Annotated in this window: 14 protein-coding genes; 10 read left to right on the top strand and 4 right to left on the bottom strand. The window is 66.4% G+C overall.

Features of this window, described 5'->3' with window-relative positions:
* Window positions 1–741: nitrilase-related carbon-nitrogen hydrolase (locus VJ811_RS15550; protein WP_324073976.1), on the bottom strand; the 741-nt coding region annotated here is incomplete at its 3' end.
* Between the two features lie 137 nt (window positions 742–878).
* On the opposite strand from VJ811_RS15550, the gene VJ811_RS15545 reads away from it, so the two are divergent.
* A complete protein-coding gene (locus VJ811_RS15545; protein WP_037515690.1) occupies window positions 879–1814 on the top strand; it encodes a ribose-phosphate pyrophosphokinase in 936 nt (311 codons plus the stop codon).
* Between the two features lie 5 nt (window positions 1815–1819).
* On the opposite strand, the gene VJ811_RS15540 is transcribed toward VJ811_RS15545, so the two are convergent.
* Window positions 1820–2362, bottom strand: a complete 543-nt coding sequence (locus VJ811_RS15540; protein WP_324073973.1) for a TetR/AcrR family transcriptional regulator — start codon at window positions 2360–2362, stop codon at window positions 1820–1822.
* 115 nt (window positions 2363–2477) lie between these two features.
* Between VJ811_RS15540 and VJ811_RS15535 the strand changes: the two genes are divergently transcribed.
* The 9 genes from VJ811_RS15535 (at window position 2478) to VJ811_RS15495 (ending at window position 11583) form a co-directional block, all read left to right on the top strand.
* The gene (locus VJ811_RS15535; protein ID WP_324073972.1) at window positions 2478–3260 is read left to right on the top strand and encodes an inositol monophosphatase family protein; all 783 of its coding nucleotides are present in this window, start codon (window positions 2478–2480) and stop codon (window positions 3258–3260) included.
* Window positions 3261–3278: 18 nt separating this feature from the next.
* Entirely contained in the window at window positions 3279–3629 is a 351-nt protein-coding gene (locus tag VJ811_RS15530; protein WP_324073970.1) for a GFA family protein, read from the top strand.
* Window positions 3630–3988: 359 nt separating this feature from the next.
* Window positions 3989–4192: a 50S ribosomal protein L35 gene (rpmI, locus tag VJ811_RS15525; protein ID WP_037515684.1), complete on the top strand. Its 204-nt coding sequence runs from the start codon at window positions 3989–3991 to the stop codon at window positions 4190–4192.
* 13 nt (window positions 4193–4205) lie between these two features.
* Entirely contained in the window at window positions 4206–4571 is a 366-nt protein-coding gene (gene rplT / locus VJ811_RS15520; RefSeq protein ID WP_037515683.1) for a 50S ribosomal protein L20, read from the top strand.
* Window positions 4572–5407: 836 nt separating this feature from the next.
* Entirely contained in the window at window positions 5408–6310 is a 903-nt protein-coding gene (locus VJ811_RS15515) for a helix-turn-helix domain-containing protein (RefSeq protein WP_324073965.1), read from the top strand.
* A gap of 144 nt (window positions 6311–6454) precedes the next feature.
* On the top strand, window positions 6455–7573 hold the full coding sequence (pheS, locus tag VJ811_RS15510) for a phenylalanine--tRNA ligase subunit alpha (protein WP_324073962.1): 1119 nt from the start codon (window positions 6455–6457) through the stop codon (window positions 7571–7573).
* Window positions 7570–9957 carry a phenylalanine--tRNA ligase subunit beta gene (gene pheT, locus VJ811_RS15505; protein WP_324073960.1) on the top strand — a complete coding sequence of 796 codons (2388 nt, stop codon included), beginning with the start codon at window positions 7570–7572 and terminating at the stop codon, window positions 9955–9957. The genes pheS and pheT overlap by 4 nt, the downstream gene beginning before the upstream one ends.
* A gap of 37 nt (window positions 9958–9994) precedes the next feature.
* Window positions 9995–10954 (top strand): alpha/beta hydrolase, encoded by a 960-nt coding sequence (locus tag VJ811_RS15500; RefSeq protein WP_324073958.1) that lies wholly within the window; start codon window positions 9995–9997, stop codon window positions 10952–10954.
* Window positions 10955–11025: 71 nt separating this feature from the next.
* A complete protein-coding gene (locus VJ811_RS15495) occupies window positions 11026–11583 on the top strand; it encodes a methylated-DNA--[protein]-cysteine S-methyltransferase (RefSeq protein ID WP_324073956.1) in 558 nt (185 codons plus the stop codon).
* On the opposite strand, the gene VJ811_RS15490 is transcribed toward VJ811_RS15495, so the two are convergent.
* Both VJ811_RS15490 and mutS read right to left on the bottom strand, forming a co-directional pair.
* On the bottom strand, window positions 11580–14339 hold the full coding sequence (locus tag VJ811_RS15490) for a [protein-PII] uridylyltransferase (RefSeq protein ID WP_324073954.1): 2760 nt from the start codon (window positions 14337–14339) through the stop codon (window positions 11580–11582). The genes VJ811_RS15495 and VJ811_RS15490 overlap by 4 nt on opposite strands.
* Window positions 14336–15862: DNA mismatch repair protein MutS (gene mutS / locus VJ811_RS15485; protein ID WP_324073952.1), on the bottom strand; the 1527-nt coding region annotated here is incomplete at its 5' end. The genes VJ811_RS15490 and mutS, both read right to left, overlap by 4 nt.

The raw sequence follows: 15862 nt of genomic DNA, 5'->3' as shown, positions 1-15862 counted from the left end.
GCCCTTATTGGTCCAGCGCGTAATACGTTCTTCTTCTTCCCAGTCAGTCAGCCGGTGCGCGGTCGTGCCGTCGTCGTTCAGCACGAACGAGCAGCCGTCGAACACGATTTCGTCCTGCCCGCCGACGCGGTTGAGGAAAATGACCGGCAGCGAGGTTTCGGCGACGCGGCTGGCGAACACCTGCGTCAAACGCCGCTCGTCCTTGTCGATCTCATAGGGGCTGCCGTTGACCGAGATCAGCAGTTCGGCCCCCTGCCCCACCAGATGCTGGCAAACCTTCGGCAACCAGCCATCCTCGCAGATCGGCAGGCCCAGCTTCACACCGCGCCATTCGACGACGTCGGGAAGCGGCCCGGGGACGAACACGCGCTTCTCGTCGAAGGTGCCGTAGTTGGGAAGTTCGTGCTTCCGCCGCGTCGCGACGATTTGCCCACCGTCGAGTAGCGCGACGATATTATAAAGATTGTCGCCCTCACGCTCGACCGATCCCACCAGCATCGCGGGGCCGCCATCGGCGGTTTCGGCGGCAAGCTCGGCAAGCAGCTTCGCGGCGCGCTTCGCGAGCGCCGGTTTGAGCACGAGGTCCTCGGGCGGATAACCGATCAGCTGCAGTTCGGGATAGAGGATCAGGTCGGCGTCGGGATGCCGCGCGCGCACGTCGCGCATCGCCGCAGCGTTGGCGGCGAGGTCGCCCACGACCTGCGTCATTTGCGAAAGAACGATGGTGAGCTTTTGTGTCATGTCGGTGGTTTAGGCCGACGCGCGCCGATTTCAACTGCGGCGCGCGCAGCGGATCGGGCTTTAACCCCTTCCCCTATCCGCCCGCGCTGGCTAAGGGGGCGCGCAATCCCGTCCGCCGCGAAAGGGCATCGCACCCCATGAAACTCATCTCCGGCAACAGCAACCTTCCCCTCGCCCGCGCGATCGCGGACTATCTGGAACTGCCGCTGACCGACACCAGCGTACGCCGCTTCGCCGACGAAGAGGTCTTCGTCGAAATCCATGAGAATGTCCGCGGCCAGGATGTCTTCGTCGTCCAGCCGACGAACTTCCCCGCCAACGACAACCTCATGGAACTGCTCATCATCAACGACGCGCTGCGCCGCGCCTCGGCGAAGCGCATCACCGCGGTCGTCCCCTATTTCGGCTATGCCCGCCAGGATCGCAAACCCGGCCCGCGCACCCCGATCTCGGCCAAGCTCGTCGCCAACCTCATCACCACGTCGGGCGCCGACCGCGTGCTCGCGATCGATCTGCACGCCGGGCAGATCCAGGGCTTCTTCGATATCCCGACCGATAACCTCTATGCCGCGCCGGTGATGAGCGCCGACATCCAGGCGCGCTTCGCGGGCAAGAATCTGATGGTCGTGTCGCCCGACGTCGGCGGCGTGGTGCGCGCGCGCGCGCTCGCCAAGCGGCTCGACAACGCCCCGCTCGCGATCGTCGACAAGCGCCGCGAACGCGCCGGCGAATCGGAAGTGATGAACATCATCGGCGACGTGAAGGGCCGCTTCTGCATCCTGATCGACGATATCGTCGATTCGGCGGGTACGCTCTGCAACGCCGCCGCGGCGCTGAAGGCCGCGGGCGCCGAGGGCGTCGTTGCCTATTGCACCCACGGCGTATTGTCGGGCGGCGCGGTCGCGCGTGTCGACGCGAGCGAACTAACCGAACTCGTCATCACCGATTCGATCCAGCCGACCGATGCGGTGAACGACAGCAGCAAGGTCCGCGCACTCACCGTCGCGCCGCTGCTCGGCGAAGCGATCAAGCGCATCGCCGACGAATCGAGCGTCTCCTCGCTCTTCGACTGATCGCGTCAGCGCGCGACGAGCGCGCCGACGATATGGTCGAGCTGCCGCCGGAAGGTCATATGATCGGGCACGGCATGCACCAGCCCGCGCGCCGTCCAGCATAAAGCCTGCGCCATGCTGCCCGCGCGTGAGACCGCCGAGCCCGGTCCGCTGAACCGGATCGCCTCGGCCATCGCGGCGACCAGCCGGCGCTCGGCCACGCGGACCGCCTCGGGCGGATCGCGCTGGAGCATCGCCACGATCTCGGCGCCATGCGGCGATGCATGGAGCGCCTCCATATGCCGGCCCACCCATGCGTCGAGCGCATCGGTCAAACGTTCGACGAGCGTCTTTGCGGGCTGGTTGACGCTGGCGAGCGCAGCAACCAGCGAACTGTCGATCAGGCTTTTGGTCGCCCAGCCAATCAGAGCCCCCTTCGATCCGTGACGGTTATAGAGCGCTTGCCGCGACACACCGAGCACGCGCGCAACATCCTCCATCGACGTCTTGCGCAGGCCATAGCGCGCCAAAGTCGCGACAATCGGATCGAGAGGAAAATCGCCCGGCATATGAACGATTTTACAATTTATACTAGAATTGTAAAATTAATAAAACACGCGCCGATGATGCCGGTCGGGTGCGCTTGGGCTGGCGGCGGGGGGCCGGCTGGGCTAGCGGAGTGTCATGTCGCTTACATCCGATCTCAATCTTGCCAATCGCCTCGCCGACGCCGCCGGCGAAGCGATCCGCCCGCTGTTCCGCGCCGTCTTTGCGCATGAGGCCAAGGCCGACGCCTCGCCCGTGACCGAGGCCGACCGCGCCGCCGAAGGGGCGATGCGCCGCCTGCTCGATGCCGAGGCGCCGCGCGACGGGATCATCGGCGAGGAATATGGCGCCGAGCGCCCCGGCGCGTCGCGCCAATGGGTACTCGATCCGATCGACGGCACCGTCAGCTTCATGGCGGGCCGGCCGATCTTCGGCACGCTGATCGCGCTGCTCCAGGACGGCTGGCCGATCCTCGGCATCATCGACCAGCCGATCGCGGGCGAACGCTGGGTCGGCGCGCTCGGGCGGCCGACCTTGTTCAATGGCGCGCCCGCGCGCACGCGCCCCTGCCGCACGCTCGCCGATGCGGTGCTCGCGACGACCGGCCCGCAATATTTCGCCGACCATGACGCCGAGCATTTCATGGCGCTCGCGGCGAAGACGTCGCACAAGCGCATGGTCTTCGGCGGCGACTGCTACAATTACGGCCTGCTCGCGAGCGGACATGTCGACCTTGTCGTCGAGGCCGGGCTGAAGCTCCATGATTTTGCCGCGCTCGCGCCGATCGTCGAGGGCGCGGGCGGGACGATGTGCGACTGGAACGGCGACCCGCTGAGCGCCGACAGTATGGGGCATGTCATCGCACTCGGCGACCCCGCACGGCTCGAGGATGTGATAGAGGGACTCGCCTGCCACCACTGACAAGGGAGAGGAGCGGACATGGCTTTTGAAGGAAGCTGCCACTGCGGCGCGGTGGCCTATACTGTCGAGGGCGACATTCCCGATACGGCGATGAGCTGCAACTGCTCGCACTGCCGGCGCAAGGGCTTCCTGCTCGCCTTCGTGCCCATCGACCAGTTCCGGTTGGAGCGCGGCGCCGACAAGCTGAAATCATATCAGTTCAACAAGCATAATATCGACCATCAGTTCTGCACCGACTGCGGGTGCCAGGGTTTCTCGGTCGGCACGGGTCCCGATGGATCGAAGATGGCGGCAGTGAACCTGCGCTGCGTCCCCGACGCCGACCTCGATGCGCTCAATATCCAGAAGGTCGACGGCGCAAATTTTTAGACAGCGCGCACAACCCGACCCGGCTCGGAAAAGGGTTCGCACAAAGACACAAAGCCACAAAGGGGGCTGTGGATAATGGCATTCGTTGCTTGCCAATTACGCGAAGCGCGTTTTGTGATCGCCTGCGGCGACAAGCGTCCCTGCAAGGCCTGACGCGACCTCTTCGTGTCTTTGTGTCTTTGTGCGAAACAAATATCACCGCCGCCCGCGCCCAAATCTGAATGCTCAATCGCATCGCCCAGCATCGCGAGCGCTTGCATTTCGGGGCGAATCCCCCTAAGCGCCCCGCTTCCGATTGTGTCGGCTGGCTGAAAGGGCTGCCAGGCCGATACGCAAACGGACTTCCAAAGGAGACCAAAATGCCCAAGATGAAGACCAAGAGCGGTGTGAAGAAACGCTTCAAATTCACCGCTTCGGGCAAGGTGAAGCACGGCGTCGTCGGCAAGCGTCACCGCCTGAGCAGCCACAATGCAAAATATATCCGCACCAACCGCGGCACCAGCGTGCTGAGCGATTCGGATGTGGCCCATGTGCGCCTCTGGGCGCCCTACGGCCTGAAGTAAGGAGCGCTAAGGCATGTCACGCATCAAACGCGGCGTCACCACGCGCGCCAAGCATAAACGCGTATTGGAACAGGCGAAGGGCTATTACGGCCGTCGCAAGAACACCATCCGCGTCGCCAAGCAGGCGGTCGAAAAGGCTGGCCAATACGCCTATCGCGACCGCAAGGTTAAGAAGCGGAATTTCCGCGGTCTGTGGATCCAGCGCATCAACGCCGCGGTCCGCGCCGAAGGCCTGACCTATTCGCAGTTCATGCACGGCGTGAAGCTGGCCGGGATCGAGCTCGACCGCAAGGTCATGGCCGACCTCGCGATGAACGAAGGCAATGTCTTCGGGGCGATCATCGCCCAGGCGAAAGCGGCGCTGCCCAAGGCAGCCTGACGCTTTTCAGCCAGGCGAAACGAAACAAGGGCGGTCCCATCGGGGCCGCCCTTTTTCTTTGGCACCGCTATGACAGCTAACGACCGGGAGCGGACATTTCTTATTTCGTGACCCTGAACTTGTTTCAGGGTCCATGGCCCGCCGTTTCCTTCAGCGCAGTGTCCCGTTCGCGCTCAGCATGACGAAGATCGAAGCGCAATTCACACCTCTAAGCAGGCGTCGCCTTCAAATAGGCCTTTCCTACATTATCCGGCTGTGCCAGCCCTCGTCCCGGCTCTTTCATTTGGTGGATCAAAGCGGTTGCTGCCTGGCTAGCGGATGCGGCCATGGTCGGGCGTGCCGGCGCGCCTAGCGCGCCGCGAGGTTCAAATCGGGCGCTCCATAAGGCTGAACTTTCCTGAACTTTGGAATGATCATGTGGCCCTTGCGCCGACGAATCGCCTCATCCAACCCGAGATGACGAGCGAAGGCAATCGCGGTTCACCACCCCAAAGCCGGCATCAGCCCCGTCCGAATCGAAGAGGCGGCGCCGGACTCGCGCCCCGCACCGCCCCGACAATGGTTCCAGTGGGAAACCATCGCCCCCCGCCCGATCCGAATAGCCGTGGGTCGCAGAAAGCTGACGGCCGGAACGAAGCTTGGAAAATCAGTCGTCTGTTTCAGGTCCCCGCCAAGCCCCATCCCTTGGCGTCGCGCGGCGATTCTCCTCACACGCCCCCTTCGAAGCGGACCACGCAACTATGCCGCAGCCCCCGCGTATAAAATTGTAAGAACCCGACAAATATCGGCGCCGGGGCATTGTTTTTCATGCACTTCGCCAGCTAAAACGGGACAGTATGCCGCACAGCGACGCATCTCCTCTTCTGCCGGCCGGCGCGCGGGTCGCCACGCGTTTCTTTCCGCTGTCACCCGCCCTGCGTCCCTATGTCAGCACCATCTATCTGAGCGAAGTCGCCGGAACCGGCGGCGGCCGGGTCGAGGATTATCTGCACCCCGAATGGGCGAACCTGCGATTCGTCGAAGGCGACCGGCCGCTCGCGGCGATCGGCGACAGCCCGGTGGCCCCGACGCCCCGCTTCGTCGCCACCGGTCCGACGAGCACCGCAACCTATTTCGCCGCGGGCAATATGCGCGCCTGGGGCATCGGCATCCTGCCGATGGGTTGGGCGAAATTCATTCCCTTGTCCGCCGAAGACCTTGCCGACCGGCTGACCGATGGCAGCGCGCACCCGGCCTTCGCCACCTTCGCCCCCTTGCTCGGCGCCTTGCGGAAAGTGAGTGATGTCGACGCCGCCGCGGCGCTGATCGACGACCATGTCCGCGCCCTGCTGGCCGATGCGCCGCCCGACGATCCGGCGATCCTCGCCGCGCATCGGGCGCTGGTCGACGACGAGATGACGAGCGTCGCCTGTCTGTCGGCGAAACTGTCGCTCTCCGAACGTTCGATCGAGCGCCTGTGCCACCGCGCCTTCGGCTTTTCGCCCAAATTGCTCCTGCGCCGCCAACGCTTCCTGCGCTCGCTCGGCCGCTTCATGCTCGACCCGTCGATGGCGTGGATCGATACGATGGATCATCATTATTACGACCAGGCGCAATTCACCCGCGACTTCCAGCGCTTCATGGGAATGAGCCCGCGCGACTATGCCGCGCGCCCCAAGCCGATATTGGGCGCCGCGGCGTTTGCGCGGGCTGCCGCTTTCGGCGCCGCGGTACAGGGTCTCCATCAGCCGGCCGGATAACCCCGTTTTCCGCCAAGTGACTTGACCCGCGCCGCGCGTTCGGTGCAAGCGGCAGGCGACGGACGCGCGGCTAGCCGCCCTATCCAAAGACCCAGAGAAATGCAGGCCGGCAGCGCCAGCGCCGCCGGAACAGGACGAACGACAATGAGCGACATTCAGGCCATTCAGACCCGGCTGGTGAGCGACATAGCGGCGGCGGGCGATCTCGATGCAATCGAGGCGCTGCGCGTGTCGGCGCTCGGCAAGGCGGGGACGATCACCGCCCTGCTCAAGACGCTGGGCGGCATGACCCCCGACGAGCGGCAGGCGAAGGGACCCGAAATCCACGCGCTACGCGAAACGGTCACCGCGGCGCTCGGCGCGCGCAAGGCGGCGCTCGATGCCGCCGCACTCGACATCAAACTCGCCGCCGAGGCGATCGACATGTCGCTGCCCGCCGACGCGGCGCCGCGCGGCAGCGTCCATCCGGTCAGCCAGGTGATGGACGAGCTCGCCGAAATCTTCGCCGACATGGGTTTCGCCGTCGCGACGGGTCCCGAGATCGAGGACGATTGGCGCAATTTCACCGCGCTCAACATTCCCGAAACGCATCCGGCGCGCGCGATGCACGACACTTTCTATTTCCCCGACCAGATGCGCGGGACGGCCGATGCCGGTCCGGGTGAAGGCGGCCGCATGCTGCTGCGCACGCACACCTCGCCGGTGCAGATCCGCACGATGATGTCGCAGGAGCCGCCGATCCGCATCATCGCGCCGGGCCGCGTATACCGCAGCGACAGCGACGCGACGCATACGCCGATGTTCCATCAGGTCGAAGGGCTCGTCATCGACCGCGGCATCCATATGGGTCACCTCAAATGGACCCTCGAAACCTTCCTCAAAGCCTATTTCGAGCGCGACGACATCGTGTTGCGCCTGCGCCCCAGCTATTTCCCCTTCACCGAACCCTCGGCCGAGGTTGATGTCGGCTACAAGCAGGAAAAGGGCCGCCGCATCGTCGGCGGTAACGGCGACGACGAGGGCCACGCGTGGATGGAGCTACTCGGCAGCGGCATGGTCAATCGCCGCGTCATCGCCAATTGCGGGCTCGACCCTGACGAATGGCAGGGCTTCGCCTTCGGGGTCGGCGTCGACCGGCTCGCGATGCTCAAATATGGCATGGACGACCTCCGCGCCTTCTTCGATGGCGACCTGCGCTGGCTATCGCATTACGGATTCGGCGCGCTGAGTGTTCCCACGCTGAGCGGAGGGATTTCGGCATGAAGATCACCCTCGACTGGCTGAAAGAGCATCTCGATGGCGCCTTCGACGTCGCCGACGTCGTCGCGGCGCTCAACCGCATCGGCCATGAGGTCGAAGGCGTCGAGAACCCCGCCGCGAAGTTCGCGGGCTTCCGCGTCGCGAAGGTGCTGACCGCCGAACGCCATCCGCAGGCGGACAAGCTGCAAGTGCTGACCGTTGACACTGGCGACGCCGGCGCACCGCTGACCGTCGTGTGCGGCGCGCCCAATGCGCGCGCCGGCCTGATCGGCGTGCTCGGCCTGCCCGGCGCGGTCGTGCCGGCGAACGGCATGGAGCTGAAGGTCGCCGCGGTGCGCGGGGTCGAATCGAACGGCATGATGTGCTCGACGCGCGAACTCGAGCTGGGCGATGACCATGACGGGATCATCGAACTGCCCGAAGATGCGCCGATCGGTACGCCCTTCGCCGACTATAGCGGCGCGGGCGATCCGGTGATCGACATTTCGATCACCCCGAACCGGCAGGACTGCATGGGCGTGCGCGGCATCGCGCGCGACCTCGCCGCCGCGGGGCTCGGCACGCTGAAACCGCTCGATATCCCGACGATTGCCGGAGAGGGCGCGCCCGCAACCAAAATCCGCACCGACGACCCCGAGGGTTGCCCCGCCTTTTTCGGCCGCACGATCAGCGGCGTCACCAACGGCACCGCCCCCGAATGGATGCGCCGCCGGCTGGAGGCGGTCGGGCAGCGCTCGATCTCGGCGCTCGTCGACATCAGCAATTATGTGATGTTTGACCTCGGCCGCCCGAGCCACATCTATGACCGCGCCCAGCTGACCGGCGCGCTCGTCGCGCGCCGCGCCAGGGATGGCGAAACCGCGACCGCGCTCAACGGCAAGGAATATGCGCTCACCGATACCATGACGGTGCTCGCCGACGACAGCGGCGTCCACGACATCGCAGGCATCATGGGCGGCGAGCATAGCGGGTGCAGCGAGACGACGACCGACGTGCTGCTCGAAATCGCCTATTTCACCCCCGAACGCATCGCGCTGACCGGCCAGGCGCTTGGCCTGGCCAGCGACGCGCGCAGCCGCTTCGAGCGCGGGGTCGATCCCGCGTTCCTCGACGACGCGACGGCGATCATCACCGCGCACGTCCTTGCGATCTGCGGCGGCACGCCCTCGGCCGTCACGCGCGCGGGGGCGCCGCCCGCCGAGGTGAAGACGGTCGATTACGACCCGGCGCTGTCGGCGACGCTCGGCGGTATCGCGATTGCACCCGAGCGGCAGCAAGAGATACTCGCCGCCCTCGGCTTCAGCGTCACCGACAATGGCGGCCGCTGGCGGGTCGCGGTGCCGAGCTGGCGCCGCGATGTCGATGGCGCCCCCGATATCGTCGAGGAAGTCGCGCGCATCACCGGCTTCGACGCCGTGGCATCGGTCCCGCTGCCGCGCACGGACGGCGTCGCAAAGCCGACCGCGACCGCCGAACAGCTCACCGAACGCCGCGTGCGTCGCGCCGCGGCCACGGCCGGCTTCGACGAAGCGGTGACCTGGTCGTTCATCAGCGAAAGCGACGCGGCGCCCTTCGGCGGCGGCACATGGAGCCTCGCCAATCCGATCAGCGAAGATTTGAAGGTCATGCGCCCGTCGCTGCTGCCCGGTCTGCTCGCCGCAGCGCAGCGCAACCAGAATCGCGGCGCGAACAGCATCCGCCTGTTCGAGATCGGCCGGCGCTACCTGTCCGACGCCGAGCATCCGACACTCGCCGTGCTGATGGCGGGCGACAAAAGCGCGCGCGGCTGGCAGGCGGGCAAGGCCGCGCCGTTCGACGCGTTCGACGCCAAGGCGGCGGCGCTGGCATTGCTCGAGGCTGCGGGCGCGCCCGCCGACCGGTTGCAGGTGATGGAGGCCGTGACGGCCGGCAGCATCTGGCACCCTGGCCAGTCGGGGACGCTGCGGCTCGGCCCCAAGGCGGTGCTCGCCGAATTCGGCGCGCTCCACCCGCTGTTGACGCGGCATTTCGACGTCGACGGCCCGGTGATGGCGGTGCAGGTCTTCCTCGATGCGATTCCCGTGAAGCGCGCAAGCGGCCCAGCGCGTGCGGCGTTCGCCCCGCCGGCGTTGCAATCGGTGCGCCGCGACTTTGCTTTCCTCGCGCCGGCGAGCCTCACCGCCGCCGATCTGGTGCGCGCGGTCCGCGGCGCCGACAAGGCGGCGATCGTCGATGCGCGCCTCTTCGACCGCTTCGCCGGCCAGGGCGTGCCCGAGGGTCAGGTGAGCCTCGCGGTCGAAGTCGAACTGCAGCCGCTGGAAAAGAGCTTCACCGACGCCGAATTGAAGGCGATCACCGACAAGGTGGTCGCCGCGGTGGCGAAGGTCGGAGCGGTGCTACGCGGCTGATCTTCGCAGCGGCGAGGGAAGAAAGGGAGAGTTTGAGATGACCACCCGCCACCTCGTCGACCGCGAGATCGCGCCGCTGATCGACCTGTTGCCACGCGTCGATCTCGATTCGGCGCCGATCGCCCAGATTCGCGCCAAGGCGGCGGAAACCTATTCGATCCTGCCGCCACCGGTGATCTTGCCCGAGAAGCTGCTCGTGCCGTCGATCCATGGCGGACCCGACATAATTGTTTTTCTCTACCGTCCTGCCGCAACGCGTCCGGGTGGCGGCGCCATCCTGCACATCCATGGCGGCGGCATGGTGATGGGATCGGTCCAACAGATGCAGGCAGGGCCGGCCGCGCTGGCGGCCGCAGCGGGCGTTCCCGTCGCGTCGGTCGAATATCGTCTCGCGCCCGAAAACCCCTTTCCGGCGCCGCAGGAAGATTGCCATTCGGCACTGAGCTGGCTTGCCGGACAAGCCGAAGCGCTCGGCTTCGACGCGGGCCGGATCATCGTCGCGGGCGAGAGCGCGGGCGGCGGGCTGGCCGCGGCACTCGCGATCATGGCGCGCGATCTTGGCGGCCCGGCGATCACGGGCCAGCTTCTGACCTATCCGATGCTCGACCATCGTACCGGCAGCGATGCCTGTCCGTACGATAATCCTTCGACCGGCGAGTTCATCTGGACGCGCGCGAGCAACCGCTTCGGCTGGCGCGCACTGCAGGGCGACTACGAGATCGACGATGCCCGGCGCGGCTGGTTTTCGCCGAGCCTTGCCGACGATCTATCGCACCTGCCCCCCGCCTATATCGCGACCGGCAGCCTCGACCTCTTCTTCGACGAGAATCTCGACTATGCGCGCCGGCTCGTCGCGGCGGGCGTGCCCGTCGACCTGCACAGCTATGCCGGCGCGATCCATGCGTTCAACGCGATCCCCAACGCCGCGCTGTCGCAACGTTTCAACGGCGGACTGCTGGCGGCGGCGGCGATCATGACGGGGCCGGCAAACAGCTAAAGGCAAGCATCCTCGGCGATATGGTTTTGGCGAAATATTGCCCTATATCGGACCCAAGATGAGGGACGGACATGCCCGGTCATAGCCATTATCAGCTTTTCGAAACCGTCGCCGGCGTCGCGGCCATCGGCTGGACGAGCACCGGCATCGTGAGTTTTCGCCTGCCTGCGCCGACCGCGGCCGAAACCGAGCGCGGCATTTTGCGCCGCCTGGCGGGCGCCATGCGTACGGAGCCGCCGGCCGAAATAGTGGCGGTAATCGAGGACGCCATCCGCTATTTCGAAGGCGAGCGGATCGAGTTTTTCGACGTACCGGTCGATCTGGGCGAACAGCCGCCCTTCTTCGCGCAAGTCTATGCTTTGGTGCGCAAGCTCGGCTGGGGCGAAACGACGACTTATGGCGCCGTCGCGCGGGCGCTTGATGCGGGGCCGGAACATGCCCGCGCCGTCGGGCAGGCGATGGCGGCGAATCCCGTCCCGCTGATCGTCCCCTGTCACCGCGTCTTGGCGGCGGGCGGCAAGATCGGAGGCTTCTCCGCGCCGGGCGGTTCGACGTCCAAGGCCCGGATGCTCGAACTCGAAGGTGTGCCCATCGCCGTTGCCCCGGTTCAACAGGGGTTTGATTTCTAGGCTGCGACCGCATCCTCGCTGTGGCTCGTCGCCGCTTCGAGCAGGCGTTTCTCGAGGCTCTTCACCCGCGCCGCACTGTCGATCTTGTCGCCGATCAGGTCGGTGACATAGAAGGTGTCGACCGCGCGCTCGCCATAGGTCGCGACATGCGCGCTGTGCACCGTCACCTTCGACTGGAACAACGCATAGGCGAGCTGGTTGAGCAGCGCGGGACGGTCCTGCGCATTGACCTCGATCACGGTGAAACGGTTCGACGCCTTATTGTCGACAAAGACGTTCGGCGCGACGCGGAACGCTTCGGCGCGTGTACGCGGCAGCGCGCGCGCTTCGAGTTTGGGCAGCAATTTGTGGCGGTTGGCGAGCGCATCTTCGATCGCGCGCGTCAGCCGACCGATCTGACCAGCCTCGGCGAAAGGACGCCCCAGCGGATCCTGGACGAGGAAATTGTCGAGCGCCAGCCCGTCGCGCGTCGTGTGGATGCGCGCATCGATGATGTTGCCGCCGGCGAGGTGGATGCCGCCCGCCATGCGGTAGAAAAGCCCCGGATGGTCGGCGGCGAGCACCATCACCAGCGTCGCGCCGCGATCCTCGTCGGGCACCGCGGCGATGTGGAGCGGAGCATCGCCCGCTTCGCGGATGTGGCGCAGGTTCGCCGCGATCACTTCGACCGGTTCGGCGATCCAATAGCTTTCGGGAAGCGGCCGGATCAGCTTTGCAAAGCCCTTATCGTCGAGGCCGAGCAGCGCTTGCGCCGCGTCCTTTTTCGCCGCGATCCGCGTCTCGCGCCCCTTCTGCTTGTGCCCGAGACGCAGCACTTCCTCGGCGGCGTCGAACAATTCGGTGAGCAATTGGCGCTTCCAGCTGTTCCATACCCCGGGACCGACGGCGCGAATATCGACGACGGTGAGCACGAGCAGCAGGCGCAGGCGCTCGGGCGATTGCACGACCTGCGCGAAATCGAGGATCGTCTTGAAATCGGCGAGGTCGCGCTTGAACGCGGTCGCCGACATGAGGAGATGATAGCGCACGAGCCACGAAACGGTTTCGGTCTCGGCCTCGTTCAGACCCAGCCGCGGGCAGACGCGCAGCGCGAGTTCGGCGCCGAGCACGCTATGGTCGCCGCCGCGCCCCTTGGCGATATCGTGGAGCAGCACGGCCAGATAGATGACGCGCCGCGAATGGATCTGGTCCATGATCGCGGTCGACAGCGGATGGTCGTCCTTCAGCCGGTTCTGCTCGATGTCCGCCAAGAGCCCGATGGCGCGGATCGTATGCTCGTCGACGGTATAATGATGATACATGTCGAACTGCATCTGCGCGACGACGCGGCCGAAATCGGGCACGAAACGGCCGAACACCCCCGCCTCGTTCATCCAGCGCAGCACCGTTTCGGGATCGCGCGGGGACGTCAGCACGTCGATGAACAGTTCGTTCGCGCGCGCGATGCGGCGGACGCCGCGCGCATCGATCAGCTTCGCATCGTGGCGCGCCTGGCGCATCGCCTGCGGATGGATTTCGAGGCCGTGCTTGTCGGCGAGTGCGAAAATCTCGACCAGCCGCACGGGATCCGACTGAAAGAAATCGTCGCTGGGCAACGCGAGCCGGCCGCGGTCGAGGACGAAGCCGTGAAGCTTGCCCGGGCGTCGGCGGATCGTCGGCAGGAAGCGCCGCCCGCGCGCCGCCATCTGGTCGTCGAGATGCGCCAGAAACGTGCCGGTGACGTCACCGACGCTTTTTGCATGGAGGAAATAGAGCTGCATGAAGCGCTCGACCGCGCTCTTGCCCGGGCGGTCGGCGAAGTGCATCCGCCGCGCGATTTCGGGCTGGAAATCGAAGGTCAGCCGGTCCTCGGCGCGCCCCGCGAGGATATGGAGGTGACAGCGCACCGCGAGGAGGAAATTTTCGGCGCGTTCGAACTGGCGAAGCTCGCGCCCCGACATCAGCCCCGCATCGACCAGCTCGGGGACGGTGCGGACGCGATGGATGAACTTGCCGATCCAGAAGAGCGTGTGGAGGTCGCGCAGACCGCCCTTCCCTTCCTTCACATTGGGTTCGACGACATAGCGCGAATCGCCCATGCGCTTGTGGCGTTCGTCGCGCTCGGCGAGTTTTTCGGCTACGAATGCCCGCGCATTGCCCGCGACGACCTCGGCGTCGAAGCGCGCCGACGCCTGGTCATAAAGCGCACGGTCGCCCCAGATGAAACGCCCCTCGAGCAGCGCAGTGCGGATCGTCAGATCCTCCTTCGCCGCGCGCACCATCTCGTCGAGCGACCGGCTCGAATGACCGACCTTCAGCCCGAGGTCCCACAAGGTATAGAGCTGCGCCTCGATCACCTGTTCGGTCCAGCTCGTCTGCTTGAACGGGGTGAGGAAGCCGATGTCGATATCGCTGTGCGGAGCCATTTCGCCGCGGCCGTAGCCGCCGACCGCGATCAGCGTGATGCGCTCGCCCGCCGAGCGATTGGCCGAGGGGTATAGATAGCCGGTGGTGAAATCATGGCTGAGCCGGATGATCTGGTCGATCAGGAACGCCGTCGCATTGGCGACGACCCGCCCCGACGACGGCCGTTCGAGCAACCGGCGCTCGATCTCGGCGCGGCCATCTTCGAGCGCGCCCTTGAGCAGATCGACCATCGCGCGGCGGCGTTTGCCGGTGTCGCTCGTTTCACTGGCGATCTCTTCGAGCCGCCCCGACAGCGCGCGACGATCGATGATCGCGCGGCGGTGGTCGAGATTGTCGAACAGGTCGCTCATCGCTCATCCGCCATAAGCCGCTTGAGCGTGTAGAGCGCGTCGAGCGCCTCGCGCGGGGCGAGCGCATCGGGGTCGATGCCCGCGAGCGCCTCGCGCAGCGCATCCTTCGCCGCCGCGGGTGCCTCGGCGAGCGTCGCGGCGAACAGCGGCAGATCGTCGAGCCCCGCAGCAAGCCCGCCGGTCTTCTCACGCCCCGCCTCGAGCTTGGCGAGCACCGCCTCGGCGCGCTTCACCACCCCCGCGGGAACGCCCGCGAGGCGCGCGACCGCGAGGCCGTAGCTGCGGTCGGCGGGGCCGTCGGCGAGTTCGTGGAGCAGCACCAGATCGCCCTGCCACTCGCGCGCGCGGACATGGTGGAGCGAGAGCGCATTCAGCGTTTCGGCAAGCCGGGTCAGCTCGTGATAGTGGGTGGCGAAGAGGCAGCGGCACTTGTTGACCTCGTGCACCGCCTCGACGACCGACCAGGCGAGCGCGAGCCCGTCATAGGTCGAGGTGCCGCGCCCGACCTCGTCGAGAATGACGAAGCTTTGCGGGGTCGCCTGCGCAAGGATCGCTGCGGTCTCGACCATCTCGACCATGAAGGTCGAGCGCCCGCGCGCGAGATTGTCGCTCGCCCCGACGCGGCTGAACAATCGGTCGACAAGCCCGAGCTTCGCCGATGCGGCGGGGACGAACCCGCCCGCCTGCGCGAGCACGACGATCAGGGCATTCTGGCGGAGGAAGGTCGATTTACCGCCCATATTCGGGCCGGTGACGAGCCACAGCCGGTCGGCCTCCGACAGCGAGACATCGTTGGGCACGAAACGCTCGCCCGATTTGGCGAGCGCGGCCTCGACCACCGGGTGACGGCCACCGCTGACGTCGAGGCACGGCTCGTCGGCGAGGTCGGGGCGGCACCAATTGTGGCTCATCGCATGGTCGGCGAGCGCCGCGGCGACGTCGATGCGTGCGAGCACGTCGCAGCTCGCAGCGATCGCCTCGCGCCGCTGGATCGCCGCGTCGGTCAGCGATTCGAGATGCGCGGCCTCGGCTGCGATCGCATGCACACCCGCCTGCGTCACCCGGCTCGCGGCTTCGTGGAGGTCCGACGAGTTGAAGCGCACGACGCCCGCGAGCGTCTGGCGGTGCGTGAAGCCCGATTCGGGCGCCATCAGCGCGTCGGCGTGCTTCGCGGGCACCTCGACATGATAGCCGAGGACGCCATTATGGCGGATCTTGAGCGAGGCGATGCCGGTGCGGTCGCGATAATCGGCTTCGAGCAGCGCGATCGCTTTCCGCCCGTCGCGCGCGGTTTCGCGCAGCGCGTCGAGCGCATGGTCATAACCCTCCGCAACATAGCCGCCCTGCGCGGCGTCGACCGGCGGGGTTTCGATCAGCGCGCGGCTGAGTTCGTCGACGAGCGTGCCATGGCCGTCGAGCCCCGGAAGCAGCCGCGCGAGCAAGGGCGGCAGGCCGGCACGGCGCGCAAGCCGTTCGCGCAAGAGCCGCGCGCCGCCGAGCGCATCGCGCAGCTGCGCGAGGTC

This window comes from Sphingopyxis sp. (assembly GCF_035250425.1).
Classification (GTDB): Bacteria; Pseudomonadota; Alphaproteobacteria; order Sphingomonadales; family Sphingomonadaceae; genus Sphingopyxis.
Note: the sequence above shows the minus strand (reverse complement) of the source record. Positions and strands in the feature narration are given on the sequence as shown.